The organism is Vibrio sp. 10N.261.54.E10 (assembly GCF_002877735.2).
In the GTDB taxonomy this organism is placed as follows: Bacteria; Pseudomonadota; Gammaproteobacteria; order Enterobacterales; family Vibrionaceae; genus Vibrio; species Vibrio crassostreae_C.
On record NZ_MCXE02000002.1, the window covers coordinates 667608 to 685376 of the forward strand.

A 17769-nucleotide genomic window follows, 5' to 3' on the forward strand; every position below is an offset into this window, starting at 1 on the left:
ATTTCAAGTGACTTTAATTAACAATTTTATGCTCAAACGCTCACTTTTGATGTTCGTTTATTTTCGAGTTCGCAAATATATGCACAATACACGTGCTAGATAAGCAAAACTAAAAAGGACTCGAACATGACAACAAACAAACACCCTTCTTTATTTGGGCAATGCTTGGCTGAATTTATCGGTACAGGATTACTCATATTCTTTGGCGTTGGCTGTGTGGCCGCTCTGGTATTAACCGGTGCGACATTCGGACAATGGGAAATCAGCATCATCTGGGGCTTCGGTGTTGCGATTGCAATTTACTGTACTGCCGGCGTTTCAGGCGCACACATCAACCCAGCCGTAACGATTGCACTGGCCATGTTCCATGGTTTTGATAAAGCGAAAGTGGTGCCTTACATCATTTCGCAACTGCTTGGCGCTTTCTGCTCTGCAGCATTGGTTTACAGCCTGTACAGCAACCTATTTACTGACTACGAAATCGCACATAACTTTGTTCGTAGCAGCCAAGACGCACTATCAACTGCTGGTATCTTCTCGACTTACCCACATGCTTCACTTTCTTTCTTCGGCGCTTTTGCTGTGGAATTCGTGATTACTGCAGTGTTGATGTTTGCCATTTTAGCGTTAGGTGATGAGAACAACGGCGCATCTCGCGGTGCAATGAACCCTCTACTGATCGGTATTCTTATCGCGGTTATCGGTGGTTCTTTAGGTCCACTGACGGGCTTTGCAATGAACCCTGCTCGTGACTTCGGACCAAAACTGTTCGCTTACTTTGCAGGTTGGGATTTCGCACTAAGCGGTGCACGTGATATTCCTTACTTCATCGTTCCAATTCTTGCTCCAATTGCTGGTGCGTGTTTTGGTGGTTGGTTGTACCCACGTGTTATCGGTGCTTACCTACCAGTAGAAGGCCAAGGCTGCACAATTCCAAACCAATGTGAAACAGAAGAAGAAGCTGAACAAGCTCAAGCTTAATCCCTAAGCGACCTTACATTTACTAAAATATAAATAACGAAAGAAAAAGGATTCTTACCATGACCGAGCAAAAATACATTGTTGCCCTAGACCAAGGCACCACAAGTTCTCGCGCTGTAATCCTCGATCACGATGCAAACATCGTTAGTTCTTCTCAACGAGAATTCACTCAGATTTACCCGAAAGCGGGTTGGGTTGAGCATGATCCAATGGAAATCTGGGCGACTCAAAGCTCTACATTGGTTGAAGCTCTTGCTAAAGCAGGCATCCGCAGCGATGAGCTAGCGGGCATTGGTATCACGAACCAACGTGAAACCACCATTGTTTGGAACAAAGAGACAGGCAAGCCTGTTTATAACGCAATCGTATGGCAGTGTCGCCGTACTGCAGACATCTGTGAAGACCTAAAAGCGCGTGGCCTAGAAGACTACGTACGTGACAATACAGGCTTAGTCCTTGACCCGTATTTCTCAGGTACAAAAGTAAAATGGATTCTAGACAACGTTGAAGGCGCTCGCGAAGACGCTGAAGCTGGCAAACTATTGTTCGGTACCGTTGATACTTGGTTGGTTTGGAAGATGACTCAAGGACGTGTACACGTTACGGATTACACCAACGCGTCACGTACTATGTTGTTCAACATCAACGACCTATGCTGGGATCAGAAGCTACTTGATGAAATGGGCATTCCAGCAATCATGATGCCTGAAGTGAAGCGCTCTTCTGAGGTTTACGGTCAAACGAACCTTGGTGGTAAAGGCGGTACTCGTATCCCAATCGCGGGTATTGCAGGTGACCAACAAGCAGCGCTTTACGGTCAAATGTGTGTTGAAGCTGGTCAAGCGAAAAACACATACGGCACGGGCTGTTTCCTACTGATGAACACAGGCCAAGAGAAAGTAACATCGAAGAACGGCCTATTAACGACATTAGCATGTGGTCCTACAGGCGAACCAGCTTATGCACTTGAAGGTGCGGTATTCATGGGTGGCGCATCTATCCAATGGTTACGTGATGAAATGAAGCTACTGGCTGGCGCAGAAGACTCTGAGTACTTCGCAACTAAAGTAGATACGTCAAACGGTGTTTACGTTGTTCCAGCCTTTACTGGTCTGGGCGCACCATACTGGGATGCTTACGCTCGCGGTACGATTGTTGGCTTAACACGTGGCGTTAACTCTAACCACATCATCCGTGCAACACTGGAAGGTATTGCTTACCAAACTCGTGACGTATTGGATGCGATGCAAGCGGACTCTGGCATCAAGCTAGCAAACCTACGTGTTGATGGTGGTGCAGTAGCGAACAACTTCCTAATGCAATTCCAATCAGACGTACTAGATACAGAAGTTCACCGTCCTGAAGTAACTGAAGTAACGGCTCTGGGTGCAGCATACCTTGCTGGTCTAGCAGTTGGTTTCTGGGACAGCATCGATGAGCTTCAAGACAAAGCAGTACTAGACCGTACGTTCTTGCCACACCACGATGAAGAAAAGCGTAACCGCCGTTACAAAGGTTGGAAGCGTGCTATCAAGTGTGCACAAGTTTGGTCTGAACTGCACGATGACGACGAAGAGTAAAATCGAGCGTTCGAATAATCACTCTCTTATCGATTGAATTGTTCGTTCCTCAGTAAACGAAACTAAAAAGAGCACTATTTTGTGCTCTTTTTTGCGTTTGGAGCCAATTTTTCATGTTTTGATCAACGTTTTTGCGGTTTGGACATAATTCCTTACTATCATTACTTCTCTCTCCTCATCAATTCGAGCACAATAGCGCGAGTTAATATTTTCGATTGTGACGCGCTAGAGCCCATAGCGTGCAGGGAGTGGTAAGTTAAGTGAAGCAGATACCAAGACACCAGCAGATTGTAGACCTGGTAAAAACACAAGGATATGTGAGCACCGAAGAGCTCGTAGAGAAGTTCGATGTTAGCCCACAAACCATCAGACGAGACCTCAATGAGCTGGCTGATAGCAACAAAATCCGTCGTTATCACGGTGGTGCAACCATTCCTCTTAGCTCAGAAAACACCTCTTACAACACGCGTAAAGCGCTTAACTTCAATGAAAAAGATGTGATTGCCGACGAGCTGGTAAAACACATTCCAGATGGTGCAACCTTGTTCGTTGATATCGGCACCACACCAGAATCCGTGGCACGCGCGCTGAACAAAAACCACAAACAACTCAGAGTCGTGACTAACAACATCAACGTTGCCAGTATCCTGCTACCAAACCCAGAGATAAAAGTTATCTTGGCAGGTGGCGAGGTAAGAAACCGTGATGGCGGTATCGTGGGTGAAGCAACACTCGATTTCGTGAAGCAGTTCCGCCTCGATTTCGGCATTCTAGGGATCAGCGGCATCGACTTTGACGGCTCACTGCTTGATTTTGACTACCATGAAGTTCGAGTGAAGCAAGCTATCATCGAAAACAGCCGCAGCATCTTCCTGGCAGTCGACCACAGTAAGTTTGGTCGCAACGCAATGGTTAAGCTGGGTAACATCTCTCAAGCACACATGGTGTTCACCAATAAACAGCCACCAGAAGAGATCCTGAACATCCTCAAGGATTCATCGATCCCATTGGAAGTGATCGAGACCGCGTCTCAACCACTAGCGTCGGACGAATAAAAAAACGCTCAGAAATCATGTTCATTAAAAGAGCCCATTATTGATAGATCACTTTATCGATAATGGGCTTTTTTGTTACTTGGAAAGTCGCACTTGAACATGATTAATATCACTTCTATGCTCGAATGAGAGTTATTTGGAACCTTCGCTGTCATAAGCGAAGGTTTTTTTATGCGCAAATCACATAAAACGCGCATAAACGAAAATAATAAATGACCGCAAACGAAAGTTAATATACGATTCAATTATGTTCTAAAATGCTCGTTCGCTCAGAAAGAGGTCAAAACCATGAGTGCTCAACAAACTAATTCAAACAATAGTACATCTTCAACTCTAGACTTAATCGTTATTGGCGGCGGCATCAATGGTGCGGGTATCGCGGCAGACGCTGCTGGTCGTGGTCTAAACGTTGGTTTATACGAAGCAAATGATTTCGCCTCTGCGACGTCTTCTGCAAGTTCAAAGCTAATCCACGGTGGTTTACGTTACCTTGAACATTATGAATTTCGTTTAGTTTCAGAAGCACTTGCAGAGCGTGAAGTGTTGCTGAGAAAAGCACCTCACGTTGCACAACCAATGCGTTTCCGTTTACCGCACCGACCATTTTTACGCCCGGCTTGGATGATCCGCTGTGGCCTATTCCTTTACGATAACTTAGGTAAACGTACGACTCTTCCTGGAAGTAAAACGGTGAACTTGGCTCAATCAGGTTTGCTTAAACCAGAAATGAAAACAGGTTTCGAATACTCAGACTGCTGGGTCGATGATGCGCGTATGGTATTGCTGAACGTATTAGCGGCGAAAGAAAACAACGCAGAAATACGCAACTACTGCCGAGTTGAAAAAGCGCACCGCGAAGGCGACATTTGGCACGTAACGATTCTTGATGTGATGACAAACCAACGTTTCGAGCGCAAAGCGAAAGCATTGGTCAACGCAGCTGGCCCTTGGGTGAAACAGTTCTTTGATGATGGTTTAGAGCAGGCTTCGCCTCGTAATATTCGTCTGATCAAAGGCTCGCACATTGTTGTGCCACGCATTCACGACGAACCACAAGCGTACATTCTGCAAAACAAAGACAATCGTATTGTGTTCATGATCCCTTACCTAGATAAGTTCTCGATCATCGGCACTACCGACCTTGAATACAAAGGCGACCCACGTAACGTCGCAATTGATGATGTCGAAGTAGATTACTTGATTGATATCGTTAACCAGCACTTTGTTAAACAGCTTGGCCGTGAAGACGTGGTTTGGACATACAGTGGCGTAAGACCGCTTTGTGATGATGAATCTGACTCGCCACAAGCGATCACTCGTGACTACACACTGGAGCTGGATGCAGAAATGGATCAAGCACCACTGCTATCTATCTTTGGTGGCAAGTTAACGACTTATCGTAAACTCGGCGAAGCGGCACTGAACAAGCTAGAACCTTACCTGAAACACATGGGCGCACCTTGGACAGCTAACGACACACTACCGGGTGGTAACTTCAGCTGCAGCAGAGAACAGCTCGCTAAGATGATCCACACCAAGTACCCTTGGATATCAGAAGCACTGTTACTACGTTATGTGACTCAATTTGGTACTTACACTTGGAAGCTGCTGGAAGGTGCAACGAGCGAAGCTGATCTTGGTACCCAATTCTCAAGCGAAGCACACGGCGTTTATCAAGCTGAGATCGATTACTTGATCAATGAAGAGATGGCGATGACTGACGAAGACATCTTGTGGCGCAGAACCAAGCTTGGCCTGTACTTAAGTGAAACAGAGCAGCATGCAGTTTCTAGCTACTTAAAAGAGAATCTTGAAAGCACTGTGGTGAACTTTTCTCAAGTCGGTTAGTTCTTCTAGCAAAACCATCCGCTCCTGAATATAAATAATGACAAAGCTTAGCGCTCCCCACGCTAAGCTTTTTTATTGTCTACTATTCCGCTCAGCCTGAGACTTTATTCACACCTCTATTTTCAACAAAAACTAAATAGTGTTTTATTAATCCGGTTGATTATCAACTTCACAAAAGGTTGCTATTCTTTATCTCAACGAAACAACACATTTAAAAACGCTCACCATGTCAGTAATGCCGTTCACTTAAGAGTGAACGGCATTTTTGTTCTTAGCATACCGTTGTGGTCTGGGTTTAACTCTTCTAGGGAATGTCCTTTCCCTTCGCCCTTCAAGTATTAAGCTTTCAGCCATGTTGTGGAACCCCTTTAGCTGACGAGGTATTGCGCCTGGTGTTGAATAAGGTAAGCCTACAAGTAACGCTGATACATGAGCTAACGTGCCGTTAAAACTCAGTTGATAAGGAAGGTAATTTCCCTTTAAATTGAAGCAGAGCTCGACCATCTGATATCGGATTAAATTGTAAGTAAGCAAGATGCCCCATAACTCCTGCTTGACCAGCTCTGGTAAACGACTTCGCAGCGTAAGACGGTTTCCAAGCATGTATTGTTTTTGCTCTCGGTAGCCCAGCTCTATTTCCCAACGATGCTCATAAAGGCCTGCAATATCTTTTGATGGGTAACGCAGGGAGTCCGTCATGGAGGTTAATATTTGGTAGTCTTTTCCTTTAATTTTACGAGTGACAAGTCGAGCGGTTATCGACTTTGGTAAATCAGGCCATAGCTTTCTAGCTCTTGGATTACTGTGTAATTGAACAAGTTTGTCATTTCGCCCTAAAGATTGAACAATGTCATATTGTGTATTTTTCTTGAGGGGGGATAAGCCAATGGCGCTCTGAGCCAGAGTCTTGCCATTTATGTAATAAACCTAAAGAATAGAACCCCTTATCGAACATTGTTACGCTATGGTTTGGTGTTGTTTCTATCAGTTTTTCAGCTAATATCATTTCGTTTGTATTGTAATTATCAAATGCACTGGCCGTAATAATGTGACTGCTTAGTTCCATTTGGCAGACCATTCTCACTTGCGGATATTGCGTCCCTTTTTGTCGAGAAAATGCTTTTTCATTTTGCGGGTTATCGGGCGTTCGCCAAACAACGCCATCGACGCCAAGCAGCGTTAATCCATTCCATTGGGGTAACTTTGCACTGTTTAACCATGACGTAGTCATTCGCTCAAAGACCGCTTTAATTGCGTCTTCACCCAACGTCTTTCGACGTTGAGTTAACGCACTCGGTGCGACAAAAGCTTTACCTGTACGGTCGACAATATCAAGTTGGTTCACTAAATCTTTCATGGATTTACTGTTATAGATAGCCATTCCAACAAGCAGCCACACCATGGATTCTAAAGTTAATTTCCTCTTTCTCATCGTGACAGTATCAGTAAGAGAATAGGCTTCGTCGATGAGTTCAATTGGAAGCAAGTCAGACAAAGTCTCAACGCTGCTAGGTTTCCAATCATTAATTATGTTTAGAGCTTGAGAAACATCCATAAAAAAATCCAAGTGCATTAAATACACTTGGATTTTGACAGCTCTGAAGGATCCTTCAACCGATCGCTTTGGCTTTAACTGATCGGCATTACTCACCATGTCAGCGCTTTAATAACGTTTGTCTCTATGTTTTCTCCCAATACGGCGGATTACCATAATATTCAGAGAAGTAGTCAATGAAGGCTCTCACCTTTGGTGCAAGTAACCTTGTGCTTGGGTACACAGCCCAAATTGCAGGCTCTGATGTTAATGGGTAATCTTCTAATATTTGAACCAGCTGACCGCTTTTCAGTTGTTCATAGGCACACCAATTCGATGTCACCGTGATACCCATACCACCTGAGGCTGCGTCACGCAGTGCTTCTCCGTTATCTGCCCTGAACGACCCAGATGCCTTAATCGTCTTAGGCCCGCTTTCAGTATTGAACGTCCAGTTTTCTAAACCAATTAAGCTAATACACTGATGATCATTAAGATCTCGAGGTGTGGCTGGCTTACCATATTTGATTAAGTAATCAGGCGATACACACACAATACGCTTGTCTGTCGCAAGTTTTCGGGCAATCAGTGTCGAGTCTTTCAGCTCCGAGATGCGAATCGCGATATCAAAGCCACCTTCAACAACATCCACCATCGAATCTGATAGTCTGAGATCGACTTTTAACCCAGGGTAGCGCTCTAAGAATCCAGGTAAAGCAGGGACAAGATGCAAACGCCCAAAAGACGCAGATGCGGTAACTCTCAGCGTTCCGGTTGGAGAGTCACAGCCCACACCAACCGCCGATTTGGCAGCATCGACGCTCGATAACACCTCTTCAGCATGAGGCAAGAACGCTTCCCCCTCTTCGGTTAAAGAGACCTTACGAGTGGTTCTATGCACCAAGCGAACGCCTAAATTGTCTTCCAGTTTACTAATGTGCGAGCTTGCAACAGCAGGAGACAAACCAAGCTCTTGCCCAGCCATGCTGATGTTATGTGTGGAAGCTAAACGAACAAACAATTTGAGGTGTTCAATATTCATGAGATTACCAATAAAATCTTAAAAATCGTGTACCAGTAACCCTCATTATGCGTCATTAACATAACAATACAACGTATTAACTCAGTTGAATTGTGAAGAAGTGATTGAGCCAAAACGAAAAAAAACTCCCGAAGGAGTTTTTGTCTAAGTCTGTAATTCGCCATTTAGCTAGTCAGCAAAATTGCCAACTCACTAGCCAGTTAAACGAGCATGCAGTGAATCTTTAAGTTCAGAACGATCATGTTTCAATTGGTGCATCGAGCCGTCATCAATGGGTGAATCTTTCAGCTCTAGTTTACGAATCTCTTTATCAAGGTTGTCGTATGTCTTCATATCTTCTGCAAAGCCATCGTCAGTTTTAGCAAGCTCAGCAATTTTGTCTTTCATTTCAGGAAATTCGTGAACAAGAGAGTGATTTTCACCTAGCATAGAAACCTCTTAAGTTGAGTAAAGTGATTGGTAGTACACATTCATTATTTACCTTAGCAAGGGACTCAAATAACAAATGAGATCCAGTACACAGCCTAGAATATAGACAGTTCAGATTCACAAATTTACAACATCCACCAAGAAAATGGCTTTACTGATTTTGAATTGTCTCAGTAACGGAAGTAGGCTTATGGCGATTATCCCGCCTCGAAAACAATACTTCTTTCGATTTTTACTTAGCCTGCAAGTATCGTTTTTAACTAAACGCTACCAAGCAAACGTCTGAATAACACTGTCTTTAGCCATTGGGTTTGATGCTATCGCATGGTTCACCTTAGCCAAAAATTGCTCTCTTGAATCAAGCAGGAAACCTTTCTGAGTCACGATGTTATTACCATGGTCGCCCCAATAGAAAGTGTCGATGTTTAGATTCTCAAGCAGATACTTTTCTTCTTCTAAGATCTGAAGTTGCGTCGGCATAACGAACTTGCCACCTTTTACTTCTTGTTCCATCACGGTTCCTGGCTGAATCGCTAACGCCATTGGCGCTATCTGCTCAGGCTTCATGATATTCAGTAATCTTGTGGTCTCGACAATATGTTCACGTGATCGATCACGACCGCCAAGGCCGAAGATAAACGAAAGTAAGGTTTCAATGCCGGCTTCTTTGGCTAATTCCATGCCTTCGATCGCTTGTTCTGGTGTCATGCGCTTTTTGATGTTGTCGAGTACAACCGCATCGCCTGACTCCAACCCCGCATAAGACATAGTGAGACCGGCACTTTTAAGCTCTTTAAGTTCGCTCAAGCTTTTACGACGGAAATCGTTCAAACCACTATAGAGCGATACTTTTCTGCTTTCTGGAAAGGTATGACGAAGCTTATCCAAAATCTTAAGGAGATAATCCGTGCGGGCGGCCATCACGTTGCCATCGATAAGGAAAATTGATTCAACATAAGGATAAATCAGGCGAGCTTCTTCGATATCTTTAAACACATCCTCAATATCACAAACCTTGAATCGTTTATCGCTGAACATATTACAGAACGTGCACGTGTTGATACTGCAACCTAAAGTGGTTTGAATCAGAATGCTCTTCGCCTCTGTCCATGGACGATATACTTTTCCCTCGTAATTCATATTGGTTTCTCCGGTCTATAAGCACGAGAGCGTGCTTTAATAAAACAGAGTTTATCAACACCAGTATTCATTGATAATTCGCGATATAGTCGAATCAGTTTTTAGATTTTGTATAAAATAAAAGCCTTGTGACAACACAAGGCTTTGTAGGGGTAACTCTCTACCGGAGCAGCTGAAAATGTGTTTCCACAAAAGAAGATTAGCTGCTGCACCCTTGGGTATGAACTCGATTCATGTCGTCACCGACTTGTGCTTCTTGAGACCCCGTCGATTGGCATCCTGCCACGAATAACAGCGTTACAGATAAGATAAGCCATTTCATAATAAATCCTCTTTCGGTCATGACTAAAGCATAGTGCTTAAAAGCGCGGATACCTCAGTCATTAACTAAAACCTTACCTACCGATAAGGCCTTGGTTAATGAACAAAGCATCGCTTCTTTAACTAACGACCTGCTTTTGTACAAAAAACTTTCACTTCAACGAATGAAAATCGTACAAGAGCGAAAATAGGACAGCTATGGAACTAAGAATAAGAACTAGAAGTTAGTCACTCGTCGCCAAACGTACAGCCGCTTCTGCATGAATGGCTGTGGTATCAAACAAGGGAACATCAGTGTGTTGCTGCTGAATCAGGAGGGCGATTTCAGTACAGCCCAGAATAACGGCTTCTGCACCTTGTTGGCCTAGCTTCTCAATGATTTGACGGTATACATCTCGAGATTCTTCTTTTACTTGGCCTCGACACAGCTCTTGATAAATGATGTTGTGGACTTTCTCTCGGTCACTCTCATCAGGAATCACCACATCGATACCGAATTTGTTAGTCAGACGGCCTTTATAGAAATCTTGTTCCATGGTGAAAGCGGTACCGAGTAATCCAACTTTCTTTACACCCTGTTCAAGCAACTTCTGCGCTGTGGTATCAGCGATGTGCAAGATAGGAATCGTGACCTTCTCTTCGATCTCAGGAACGACCTTATGCATGGTATTGGTACAAATCAGAATGAAATCAGCCCCGCCCTTCTCTACCGATAAAGCCGCGTCCGATAAGATATCCGCCGTCTCAGCCCAGCGACCTTGATGTTGAAGCTTTTCTATCTCATCGAAGTTCACGCTGTACATACAAACCTTTGCAGAATTGAGCCCGCCGAGTGTGGCTTTAACGCCCTCGTTGATGGATTTGTAGTAGCTCACTGTCGACTCCCAACTCATACCGCCGAGCAAACCGATCGTTTTCATTTTTCTATTCCTTTAATTTCCGACTAACTCGATTAAACCGTCATGCATTGAAAATTTATAGTACGTTCTTGCTTAAAGCGAACCCATAACACCTTATTCCTTTCAAACGATTGCTTTCAAACCGTTCATTCCCAAAACCTCCGCTCACAAAAAAGGCTCGAATTTAAAATCCGAGCCTTTGAAGTTTTGACCAAGGGTATACTTGGCGTTAGTACACCTCACACCAATCGGATTTCATGTCGATCAGTGTCCAATCCTCTCTGGAATTCGGCTCATCTAGCGCTTTATCAAGCTTGCCAACGTGAGACTCACGATCGTACTGCCACTCGCGCTCAGCATCAGTGTGATGAACAATCATCGCCATTGAATTGGGTTGGCTCGTTGCCCATTGCATCATCGCTTGGTCACCGTCTGAGTTGCCGACCGCTAGAATAGGTTTCTTGCCGATAATATGCTGAATGTTAGTGACCTTTCCGGCTTTGTCATCAATGGTCAAAATCAACGAATCTTTGGTCACCGTTGGTTTGCCATCGTTGTAGCTGTAGTTGTATTTAAGCGCACTACCGATGATTTGCTCTGTAGGAATATTGTAAGCTTGTGGAGCCCACGCCCTCATGAAATCAACGCCTCCGCCCGACACAATATAAGTCTTAAAGTCATGCTCTTGCAGGTAAGTCAGCATCTCTTTCATTGGCTGATAAGTAAGGTCTGTGTAGGCTTTGTTGAAACGTTTATCTTTTGCTACCGTCAGCCATTGCTCAACGTCTTGCTGGTATTGCTCAACAGTCATACCAGAATGTGTCGCCATGATGATTTTCAATAGCCCTTCTTCACCGCTGCCCAGAACGCTCTCAATATCATCTTCGAGTACAAACTTAAACGGTGCTTCGGTTTTCCATTCAGGGTGATCAGGCGCCATCTCTTTTACACGATCTAGTGCAAAGGCTAATTGGAAGTAATAAGGCTTTTCCGACCAAAGCGTACCGTCGTTATCGAACACGGCAATGCGATCTTCAATTGCCACGAACGTATCAGACTCAGCTTTAGTGGCTTGCCCAACAAAGTCGACGATAGCGGATTTGCTCTCGCTGTCCTTCCAAGAAGGCAGCAAGTTGGGATCACAATCTTTAGCAAAAGATGAGAAAGAGAGACTGGATAAGATCGCGACAGATAAGAGGGTTATTTTCATCATAGCAACTACCATGTTGTTGAATTAATTGTAGGGTTTAATTCAATTCATCCTAGTTGGTCTACTCTGATTTGCCACTTATGAACACTATAACCAATGCTCATGTTGGTATTAGATTAGTACCACAGCTAAGCTGGCTGAGGGTGCTCTGCGATGTATTTATCGAGAACTTAAAAGGAGACAAACAAAAAAGCAGAACTTCAATTCCTCAAAGTTCTGCTTTAACAATCCATGACTGCTTACGCTCTGCGCTTTTTGAAAGCGTGCCAGCCGGCGCTGAAAATTGTTTTTACCACCACGCTTAATGCGCTAAGTTTAGGGTCAGCATTCTTGCCAGAGGCAATGCGCCACATCTGATGTTCATACCAAACCAGCCCGACCATCGCCACCTTGTCTAATGCGGGTTTTCCTGTGGTTGGCACCGTTAGTGGCATGCCGTGGCTAGGGTTTTCAATTAACTTGTTAGGGAAATCAGGATCAACCGCCATTGTTCGCGCAATACCAATAAAATCGGTCGCCGAGGTGTTTAATGCTTCATTCATTGCTTGCGCGGTTCGAAAACCACCCGTGACCACCAGCGGAGTGCTGACGAGTTTTCTCGCCTTAACCATGTAATCCATAAAATACGCTTCACGTTTTACTGTGCTGGCCTTGATTGGTTCAGTTTTGCTTTTCGACCCCATCATTGATGGGCTTTCATAGGTGCCGCCGGAGATCTCAATCAGGTCGATACCATTGTCACTGAGTGTTTGTACAACCTGCATCGACTCTTCTTCAGTGAAGCCACCTTTCATGAAATCAGCACTATTGAGCTTAATTCCGACAGGGAAATCGTCACCGACCTCTTTTCGAATCGCGCGATAAACCTCAAGCACGAAACGAAGTCTGTTTTCGAGTGAGCCACCCCATTTGTCTTGGCGTTGATTATGTCTTGAAGACAAAAACTGACTCACGAGATAACCATGAGCACCGTGGATCTGCACACCGGTAAAACCCGCTTGTTTTGATAGCTTTGCACTCAGCGCAAATTTATCAATGATTGCGATTATTTCCGTCTCAGTCAGAGCTCGTGGCGTATTGAAGCCTTTCTCTAATCCACGCTCTAAAGAGATAGCCGAAGGAGCAACCGGGCTATCACATAAGAATTTAGGGATTTGCTTTCCTGGGTGGTTCAATTGCATCCATATCTGCGAACCATTTTGTGTTCCAGCCTTCGCCCACTCACGAAATACGCTTAAGTCACTTTGTTCATCCAACACAACGTTTTTAGGTTCACCAAGCGCGCCTCTATCGACCATCACGTTACCCGTTATGGATAGACCAATTCCTCCTTGAGCCCAACGCTGGTAAAGCGTGACTAAACCTTGCTTAGGGTTATGATGTTTATCACCTAGCTGTTCACTCATTGCCGATTTGAACAGGCGATTTTTGATCACTTGGCCATTAGGAAGAGAAAAAGGGTCGTTGAGGCAGATCGGATTCATGCGCGTGGTTACTTTCTTGGGTTTATATATTGAGTCCAGTATGCCCTATTTTATCCGACAGTTTTTATCATTTAGTGCCTATTTCGAAGCAAGTTTCGCTCAATAATAAAATGCCAGCGGCATAGCAGCTGGCATTAATCGATTATAAATAGAATCTCAAAAACTGGGCTGACGCTGCTGAAATATGTCAACCAGAAAGGCTCGAACACCCTTTACGCTCATGGTAATTGTCGTTATTGTGATTCTCTACGCCATCATCACAAGGACTGTCTGAGAGTTATGAACAGCACGATTGAAACTATTCTGGGGCACCGCTCCATTCGTCAATATACAAATCAACCGATTGAAAAAGCACAACTTGATGTGATTATTCAGGCTGGTCTCGCGGCTTCATCATCGAGCTTACTGCAGGCTGTTTCTATCGTGAGAGTGACAGACACAGAGAAGCGCAAGTTGCTAGCTGAATACGCAGGCAATCAAGCTTACGTGGAGAACGCGGCTGAGTTTTTGGTGTTCTGTATCGACTATCAACGCCACGCTCAAATTAACCCTGAAGTGAAAACCGACTTTACTGAACTGACCCTGATTGGCGCGGTCGATTCTGGCATCATGGCGCAAAACTGCATGCTGGCTGCTGAGTCTCTAGGTTTGGGTGGCGTTTACATTGGCGGGTTGCGTAACAGCGCACAACAAGTCGATGAACTGTTAGAACTGCCACAGCACACCGCCGTGTTGTTCGGGATGTGCTTAGGTCACCCGGCACAACAACCAGAGGTGAAACCTCGCCTCCCTGCTCACGTAGTAATGCACGAAAACCAATACCAACCGCTGAGCCTAGATGAAATTGCCAGCTACGATGATTCGATGCAAAGCTACTACGCAAGCCGTTCAAGCAACCAAAAGCAGAGCAGTTGGTCACAGCAGATCACACAGAAACTCTCTGGTGAATCTCGCCCACATATCCTGCCTTACTTAAACAGCAAGCAGCTGACCAAGCGTTAAGCCGTTAAGCCGTTAAGCCGTTAAGCCGTTAAGCCGTTAAGCCGTTAAGCGATTAGAGCTAGCAGCAAACAGCAGTACAAACAAAAATGTCAGCGTAATATACGCTGACATTTTTATTTATCCGGAGGCGGCTAGCTTACAGATATTTCTCAATCGGTAACAACTGTAGGAAACCTGATTGCATTCGTTCCCATTGACCAGTGTCAGGTTCGCTGTCCCAACGTTGATCGCCTGAATACCAATACACATCACCGTCTTCCAGTTCCAAGCGCCAGCTATTATCTTCACTCATCGCTTGCTCAATGGTGTCAGCTAACATTTCAGCAATCTCTTTGTTCTCGATGATCAAAACCGATTCCGTATTGAGGTAGGTAGAACGCAAGTTGAAGTTAAATGAGCCAATGCTTGCGATGCTGCGGTCGAATACAACTGATTTAGCGTGCAAACCATAGGCCGTCTCAGGCGCACATTTAGACACGTCTTGAGTCGATGCTTCACACAGCTTAGATTCTGGTTTTAGCTCAAACAGATCGATGCCATGCTCCAACATGTCGTAACGTCTGCCTGCATAAGCAGAATGATTAGTCACCAGATCATTAGACGCCATAGAGTTAGTTAGCGCTTTTATCTCAACGCCCTTGTTGTTCAATACCTGCCACTCTTCAAGCTGACCATCATCGAATACAAGGTAAGCGGATTCCAGCAAGATCTCTTGTTTCGATTCTCTCGCTAATTTCCCTAGAAGAATCGCAGTCGCTTTCGGTTCATCGGTATTGTCTGAATCATCAGGGACGGGTTGATCGTAAACAAAACGAGCATTCACCCATGTCATCTCACCAATCACCTCTTTCAGCAAACTATCAGCAGCCTCACGGTCTAATGGTAATTCAGGGTAATTTTGATAGTGCGGAACGACAATATTATCTATCTTTGAGAGATCAGGTTGTTCGTCATCCCCCAGCATATCGACAGGGTAAGACCAACGACTGTTCCAGTATTCAACAAAACTGGTTTGGATGGTGTTAACTACCGAGCCCATGACTAATACATCGCGGTCTCGGAAATTGATTTCATCAGAAAGGTCAAAGTATTCATCACCGATATTACGGCCACCCACCACAGACAAAGTACCATCTACGGTAAACGACTTATTGTGCATACGGCGATTTAAGCGAGAAAAGTCACCGACAAAGCTCAGCCATTTACTGAAACCGCGGCGTGTTGGTGTTGGATTGAAGATACGAATCTCGACGTTCGGGTGCGCATCCAGTGCCGACAGCAAACCTTCACGTTCGTTGAGGTTGATATCATCCAACATTACGCGCACCTTCACACCACGCTCAGCCGCGGCTAACAAACGGCTAGCGAGATAGCTGCCCGATTCGTCAGAGTTCCAGATGTAGTATTGAATGTCGATGGTGTGCTCGGCACTTTCGACCAGTGCTAATCGCTGTGCCAAGGCATCCCAACCAGACTCTTGCAGACGAACCGCGGTGGTGCCTTGCTCTAAAGCTTCAGGCTGAAATTCATTGGTTAGAACCGATAAAGAACTAGGTGCAGGAGAGGTTGGCGGTTCTGTTGGATGATCGATGCCTTCAGGAAGTGAAGAACACCCACCTAAAACGGCGATTAAGATTAACGTTAAACTGATGCGTTGGAGCACAGGCATGTATCTGACTTCCTTTTCACGATGCGTCTTTAGAAACTTTCCGTACAGCTTTTCAATGAACAAGCTATTCCGATCTATTCATTGATTATTACTGCTAAATCCTGAAATTTATAGGTAATTATCCAGTATAAATTTGAAGATCAGTAAATTGACCTACAAATCACCTAAGTTGAGTGAGTGTCAGGCAATATAAACTTAGCGGGTTTTCTACCATTTCGATGGTGAGTCTGTTCGGTCTGGGTGATGCTTCACCATTGTTTGGAGATCTAGTTTCACCGCTTGATTTCACACTAACAGGCGTGTCGACTTACTTATATGAGATTGTGCAAACGCATTACTTACGTAAGCGCTAAAGCTGTTGTTGATCTAAGGGGCATGTAAGGATCAACACCGAAAACATTGTTCACGCTACATAACGTTTATCGTCCCTACACAAGCCTTCCCTACAAGCTCAAACGGGGCTGAATAAAGTCAATAAACGCCGAGATACGTTTAGAGACAGAGGACGACTTGTAATAAACCGCATTCACTCGCTCTCGGTCTGTGTTGGCAAGTTTGTCTTGTTCCAAGATAGGGATTAGACGCCCTGCTGCCATATCTTCCTGCACCATAAACCCCGATAAACAAGCAATCCCATTTCCAGCTAAGACTAGTTGACGCACGGTTTCACCATTACTGGCTGTCACAGTAGGCGCGACATCACTTTGGTTTGGTAAAGGCCAATGGTTAAGCACTTTGTTACCCGCAAACCCCACAATTTGATGCGAACTCAAATCTTCAGGTCTGGTGGGCAGCCCACGCTTAGCGAGATAATCAGGTGACGCAACAATATGGAGTAAACTTTTTCCTAACGGGCGAGCGTGCAGTGTTGAATCGGACAACTTACCGATTCGAATCGCAACATCAGTTCTCTTTTCGAGAAGATCAACGAAGCCTTCGTTGGAAGTGAGTTCCAACTCAATGTCTGGGTAAGCCTCTTTGAATGACTGCACCAACGGCACTAGCTGATGGAATACGAATGGACTGGCGGCATCGACTCTTAAACGACCTTTTGGCAACTCTCCGCGCGACACGATTTCTTCTTCCGCGCTCTGAATCATCTGTAATCCCACCCTGACTGAATCGACAAACTGCCGTCCTTCCTCCGTCAATTCCACGCGTCTCGTTGTTCGGTTGAATATTGAGACGCCGAGTTGCGACTCAACCTTACTCACCGAACGAGATACCTTGGCGACCTGCACATCCAGCGCCTCTGCCGCCGCAGAAAAACCACCAGCATCGACAACGGTGAGTACCATTTCTAAATCATCTGAACGGGTTAACATAAGGCTCCTTCGCTATCTTCATTTTGTTTAATGTCATCTCGCTTGTGCTCATCACAGCTCAAATCATCTGTGTCTTTTCGATCTCATCAGCTTAATCCAATGATCGGTTAACTCTCCAATTATTGCAAATAACACAAAGGTTATTTGTTAATAGCGTCATTTATCACAAATATATATTGCTAGATAATCCTCGCCATCAAACGAAGCGCTCCTATTGCAGTCACAAGCTGCCCCATTTTATCGCGCTCGG

Annotated in this window: 14 protein-coding genes and 1 pseudogene; 5 read left to right on the plus strand and 10 right to left on the minus strand. The window is 44.7% G+C overall.

Going from position 1 to position 17769, the window contains the following annotated elements; genetic code table 11:
* Positions 1–126: 126 nt before the first annotated feature.
* The 4 genes from BCU07_RS14100 to glpD all read left to right on the plus strand — a co-directional run bounded on the left by BCU07_RS14100 (position 127) and on the right by glpD (position 5464).
* Positions 127–981 carry an MIP/aquaporin family protein gene (locus tag BCU07_RS14100; RefSeq protein ID WP_004732234.1) on the plus strand — a complete coding sequence of 285 codons (855 nt, stop codon included), beginning with the start codon at positions 127–129 and terminating at the stop codon, positions 979–981.
* A gap of 59 nt (positions 982–1040) precedes the next feature.
* A complete protein-coding gene (gene glpK / locus BCU07_RS14105) occupies positions 1041–2561 on the plus strand; it encodes a glycerol kinase GlpK (protein WP_102428456.1) in 1521 nt (506 codons plus the stop codon).
* A gap of 260 nt (positions 2562–2821) precedes the next feature.
* Positions 2822–3616, plus strand: coding sequence for a DeoR/GlpR family transcriptional regulator (locus BCU07_RS14110; protein WP_004740378.1), 795 nt, complete (start codon positions 2822–2824; stop codon positions 3614–3616).
* 288 nt (positions 3617–3904) lie between these two features.
* Positions 3905–5464 carry a glycerol-3-phosphate dehydrogenase gene (glpD, locus tag BCU07_RS14115; RefSeq protein WP_102428455.1) on the plus strand — a complete coding sequence of 520 codons (1560 nt, stop codon included), beginning with the start codon at positions 3905–3907 and terminating at the stop codon, positions 5462–5464.
* 246 nt (positions 5465–5710) lie between these two features.
* Here the strand turns inward: glpD and BCU07_RS14120 are convergent.
* The 8 genes and pseudogenes from BCU07_RS14120 to BCU07_RS14155 form a co-directional block, all read right to left on the minus strand.
* Positions 5711–7019, minus strand: a pseudogene (locus tag BCU07_RS14120) (IS4 family transposase).
* A gap of 124 nt (positions 7020–7143) precedes the next feature.
* A complete protein-coding gene (locus BCU07_RS14125) occupies positions 7144–8040 on the minus strand; it encodes a LysR family transcriptional regulator (protein ID WP_102428071.1) in 897 nt (298 codons plus the stop codon).
* Between the two features lie 192 nt (positions 8041–8232).
* Positions 8233–8469, minus strand: coding sequence for a YdcH family protein (locus BCU07_RS14130; RefSeq protein ID WP_065606862.1), 237 nt, complete (start codon positions 8467–8469; stop codon positions 8233–8235).
* A 267-nt stretch (positions 8470–8736) separates the two neighbouring features.
* Entirely contained in the window at positions 8737–9609 is an 873-nt protein-coding gene (locus tag BCU07_RS14135) for a radical SAM protein (RefSeq protein ID WP_102428072.1), read from the minus strand.
* 199 nt (positions 9610–9808) lie between these two features.
* A complete protein-coding gene (locus BCU07_RS14140; RefSeq protein WP_258182976.1) occupies positions 9809–9931 on the minus strand; it encodes a hypothetical protein in 123 nt (40 codons plus the stop codon).
* Positions 9932–10154: 223 nt separating this feature from the next.
* Entirely contained in the window at positions 10155–10850 is a 696-nt protein-coding gene (locus tag BCU07_RS14145; protein WP_102428073.1) for an aspartate/glutamate racemase family protein, read from the minus strand.
* 208 nt (positions 10851–11058) lie between these two features.
* Positions 11059–12042 carry an HAD family hydrolase gene (locus tag BCU07_RS14150; protein WP_102428086.1) on the minus strand — a complete coding sequence of 328 codons (984 nt, stop codon included), beginning with the start codon at positions 12040–12042 and terminating at the stop codon, positions 11059–11061.
* A 236-nt stretch (positions 12043–12278) separates the two neighbouring features.
* On the minus strand, positions 12279–13523 hold the full coding sequence (locus BCU07_RS14155; RefSeq protein WP_102428074.1) for an NADH:flavin oxidoreductase/NADH oxidase family protein: 1245 nt from the start codon (positions 13521–13523) through the stop codon (positions 12279–12281).
* A gap of 279 nt (positions 13524–13802) precedes the next feature.
* Between BCU07_RS14155 and nfsA the strand changes: the two genes are divergently transcribed.
* Positions 13803–14525 carry an oxygen-insensitive NADPH nitroreductase gene (gene nfsA, locus BCU07_RS14160; RefSeq protein WP_017060948.1) on the plus strand — a complete coding sequence of 241 codons (723 nt, stop codon included), beginning with the start codon at positions 13803–13805 and terminating at the stop codon, positions 14523–14525.
* Between the two features lie 136 nt (positions 14526–14661).
* Here nfsA and BCU07_RS14165 read toward each other — a convergent pair whose 3' ends face one another.
* The gene (locus BCU07_RS14165) at positions 14662–16194 is read right to left on the minus strand and encodes a phospholipase D family protein (RefSeq protein WP_102428075.1); all 1533 of its coding nucleotides are present in this window, start codon (positions 16192–16194) and stop codon (positions 14662–14664) included.
* Positions 16195–16637: 443 nt separating this feature from the next.
* Positions 16638–17519 carry a LysR family transcriptional regulator gene (locus tag BCU07_RS14170; protein WP_102428076.1) on the minus strand — a complete coding sequence of 294 codons (882 nt, stop codon included), beginning with the start codon at positions 17517–17519 and terminating at the stop codon, positions 16638–16640.
* Positions 17520–17769: the final 250 nt, after the last annotated feature.

What these genes read in the sequence shown, in the direction of transcription:
- BCU07_RS14100 (WP_004732234.1), top strand. Translation starts at nt 127, where the DNA reads ATGACAACAAACAAACACCCTTCTTTATTTGGGCAATGCTTGGCTGAA.
- glpK (WP_102428456.1), top strand. Translation starts at nt 1,041, where the DNA reads ATGACCGAGCAAAAATACATTGTTGCCCTAGACCAAGGCACCACAAGT.
- glpD (WP_102428455.1), top strand. Translation starts at nt 3,905, where the DNA reads ATGAGTGCTCAACAAACTAATTCAAACAATAGTACATCTTCAACTCTA.
- BCU07_RS14125 (WP_102428071.1), bottom strand. Translation starts at nt 8,040, where the DNA reads ATGAATATTGAACACCTCAAATTGTTTGTTCGTTTAGCTTCCACACAT.
- BCU07_RS14130 (WP_065606862.1), bottom strand. Translation starts at nt 8,469, where the DNA reads ATGCTAGGTGAAAATCACTCTCTTGTTCACGAATTTCCTGAAATGAAA.
- BCU07_RS14135 (WP_102428072.1), bottom strand. Translation starts at nt 9,609, where the DNA reads ATGAATTACGAGGGAAAAGTATATCGTCCATGGACAGAGGCGAAGAGC.
- BCU07_RS14140 (WP_258182976.1), bottom strand. Translation starts at nt 9,931, where the DNA reads ATGAAATGGCTTATCTTATCTGTAACGCTGTTATTCGTGGCAGGATGC.
- BCU07_RS14145 (WP_102428073.1), bottom strand. Translation starts at nt 10,850, where the DNA reads ATGAAAACGATCGGTTTGCTCGGCGGTATGAGTTGGGAGTCGACAGTG.
- BCU07_RS14150 (WP_102428086.1), bottom strand. Translation starts at nt 12,042, where the DNA reads ATGATGAAAATAACCCTCTTATCTGTCGCGATCTTATCCAGTCTCTCT.
- BCU07_RS14155 (WP_102428074.1), bottom strand. Translation starts at nt 13,523, where the DNA reads ATGAATCCGATCTGCCTCAACGACCCTTTTTCTCTTCCTAATGGCCAA.
- nfsA (WP_017060948.1), top strand. Translation starts at nt 13,803, where the DNA reads ATGAACAGCACGATTGAAACTATTCTGGGGCACCGCTCCATTCGTCAA.
- BCU07_RS14165 (WP_102428075.1), bottom strand. Translation starts at nt 16,194, where the DNA reads ATGCCTGTGCTCCAACGCATCAGTTTAACGTTAATCTTAATCGCCGTT.
- BCU07_RS14170 (WP_102428076.1), bottom strand. Translation starts at nt 17,519, where the DNA reads ATGTTAACCCGTTCAGATGATTTAGAAATGGTACTCACCGTTGTCGAT.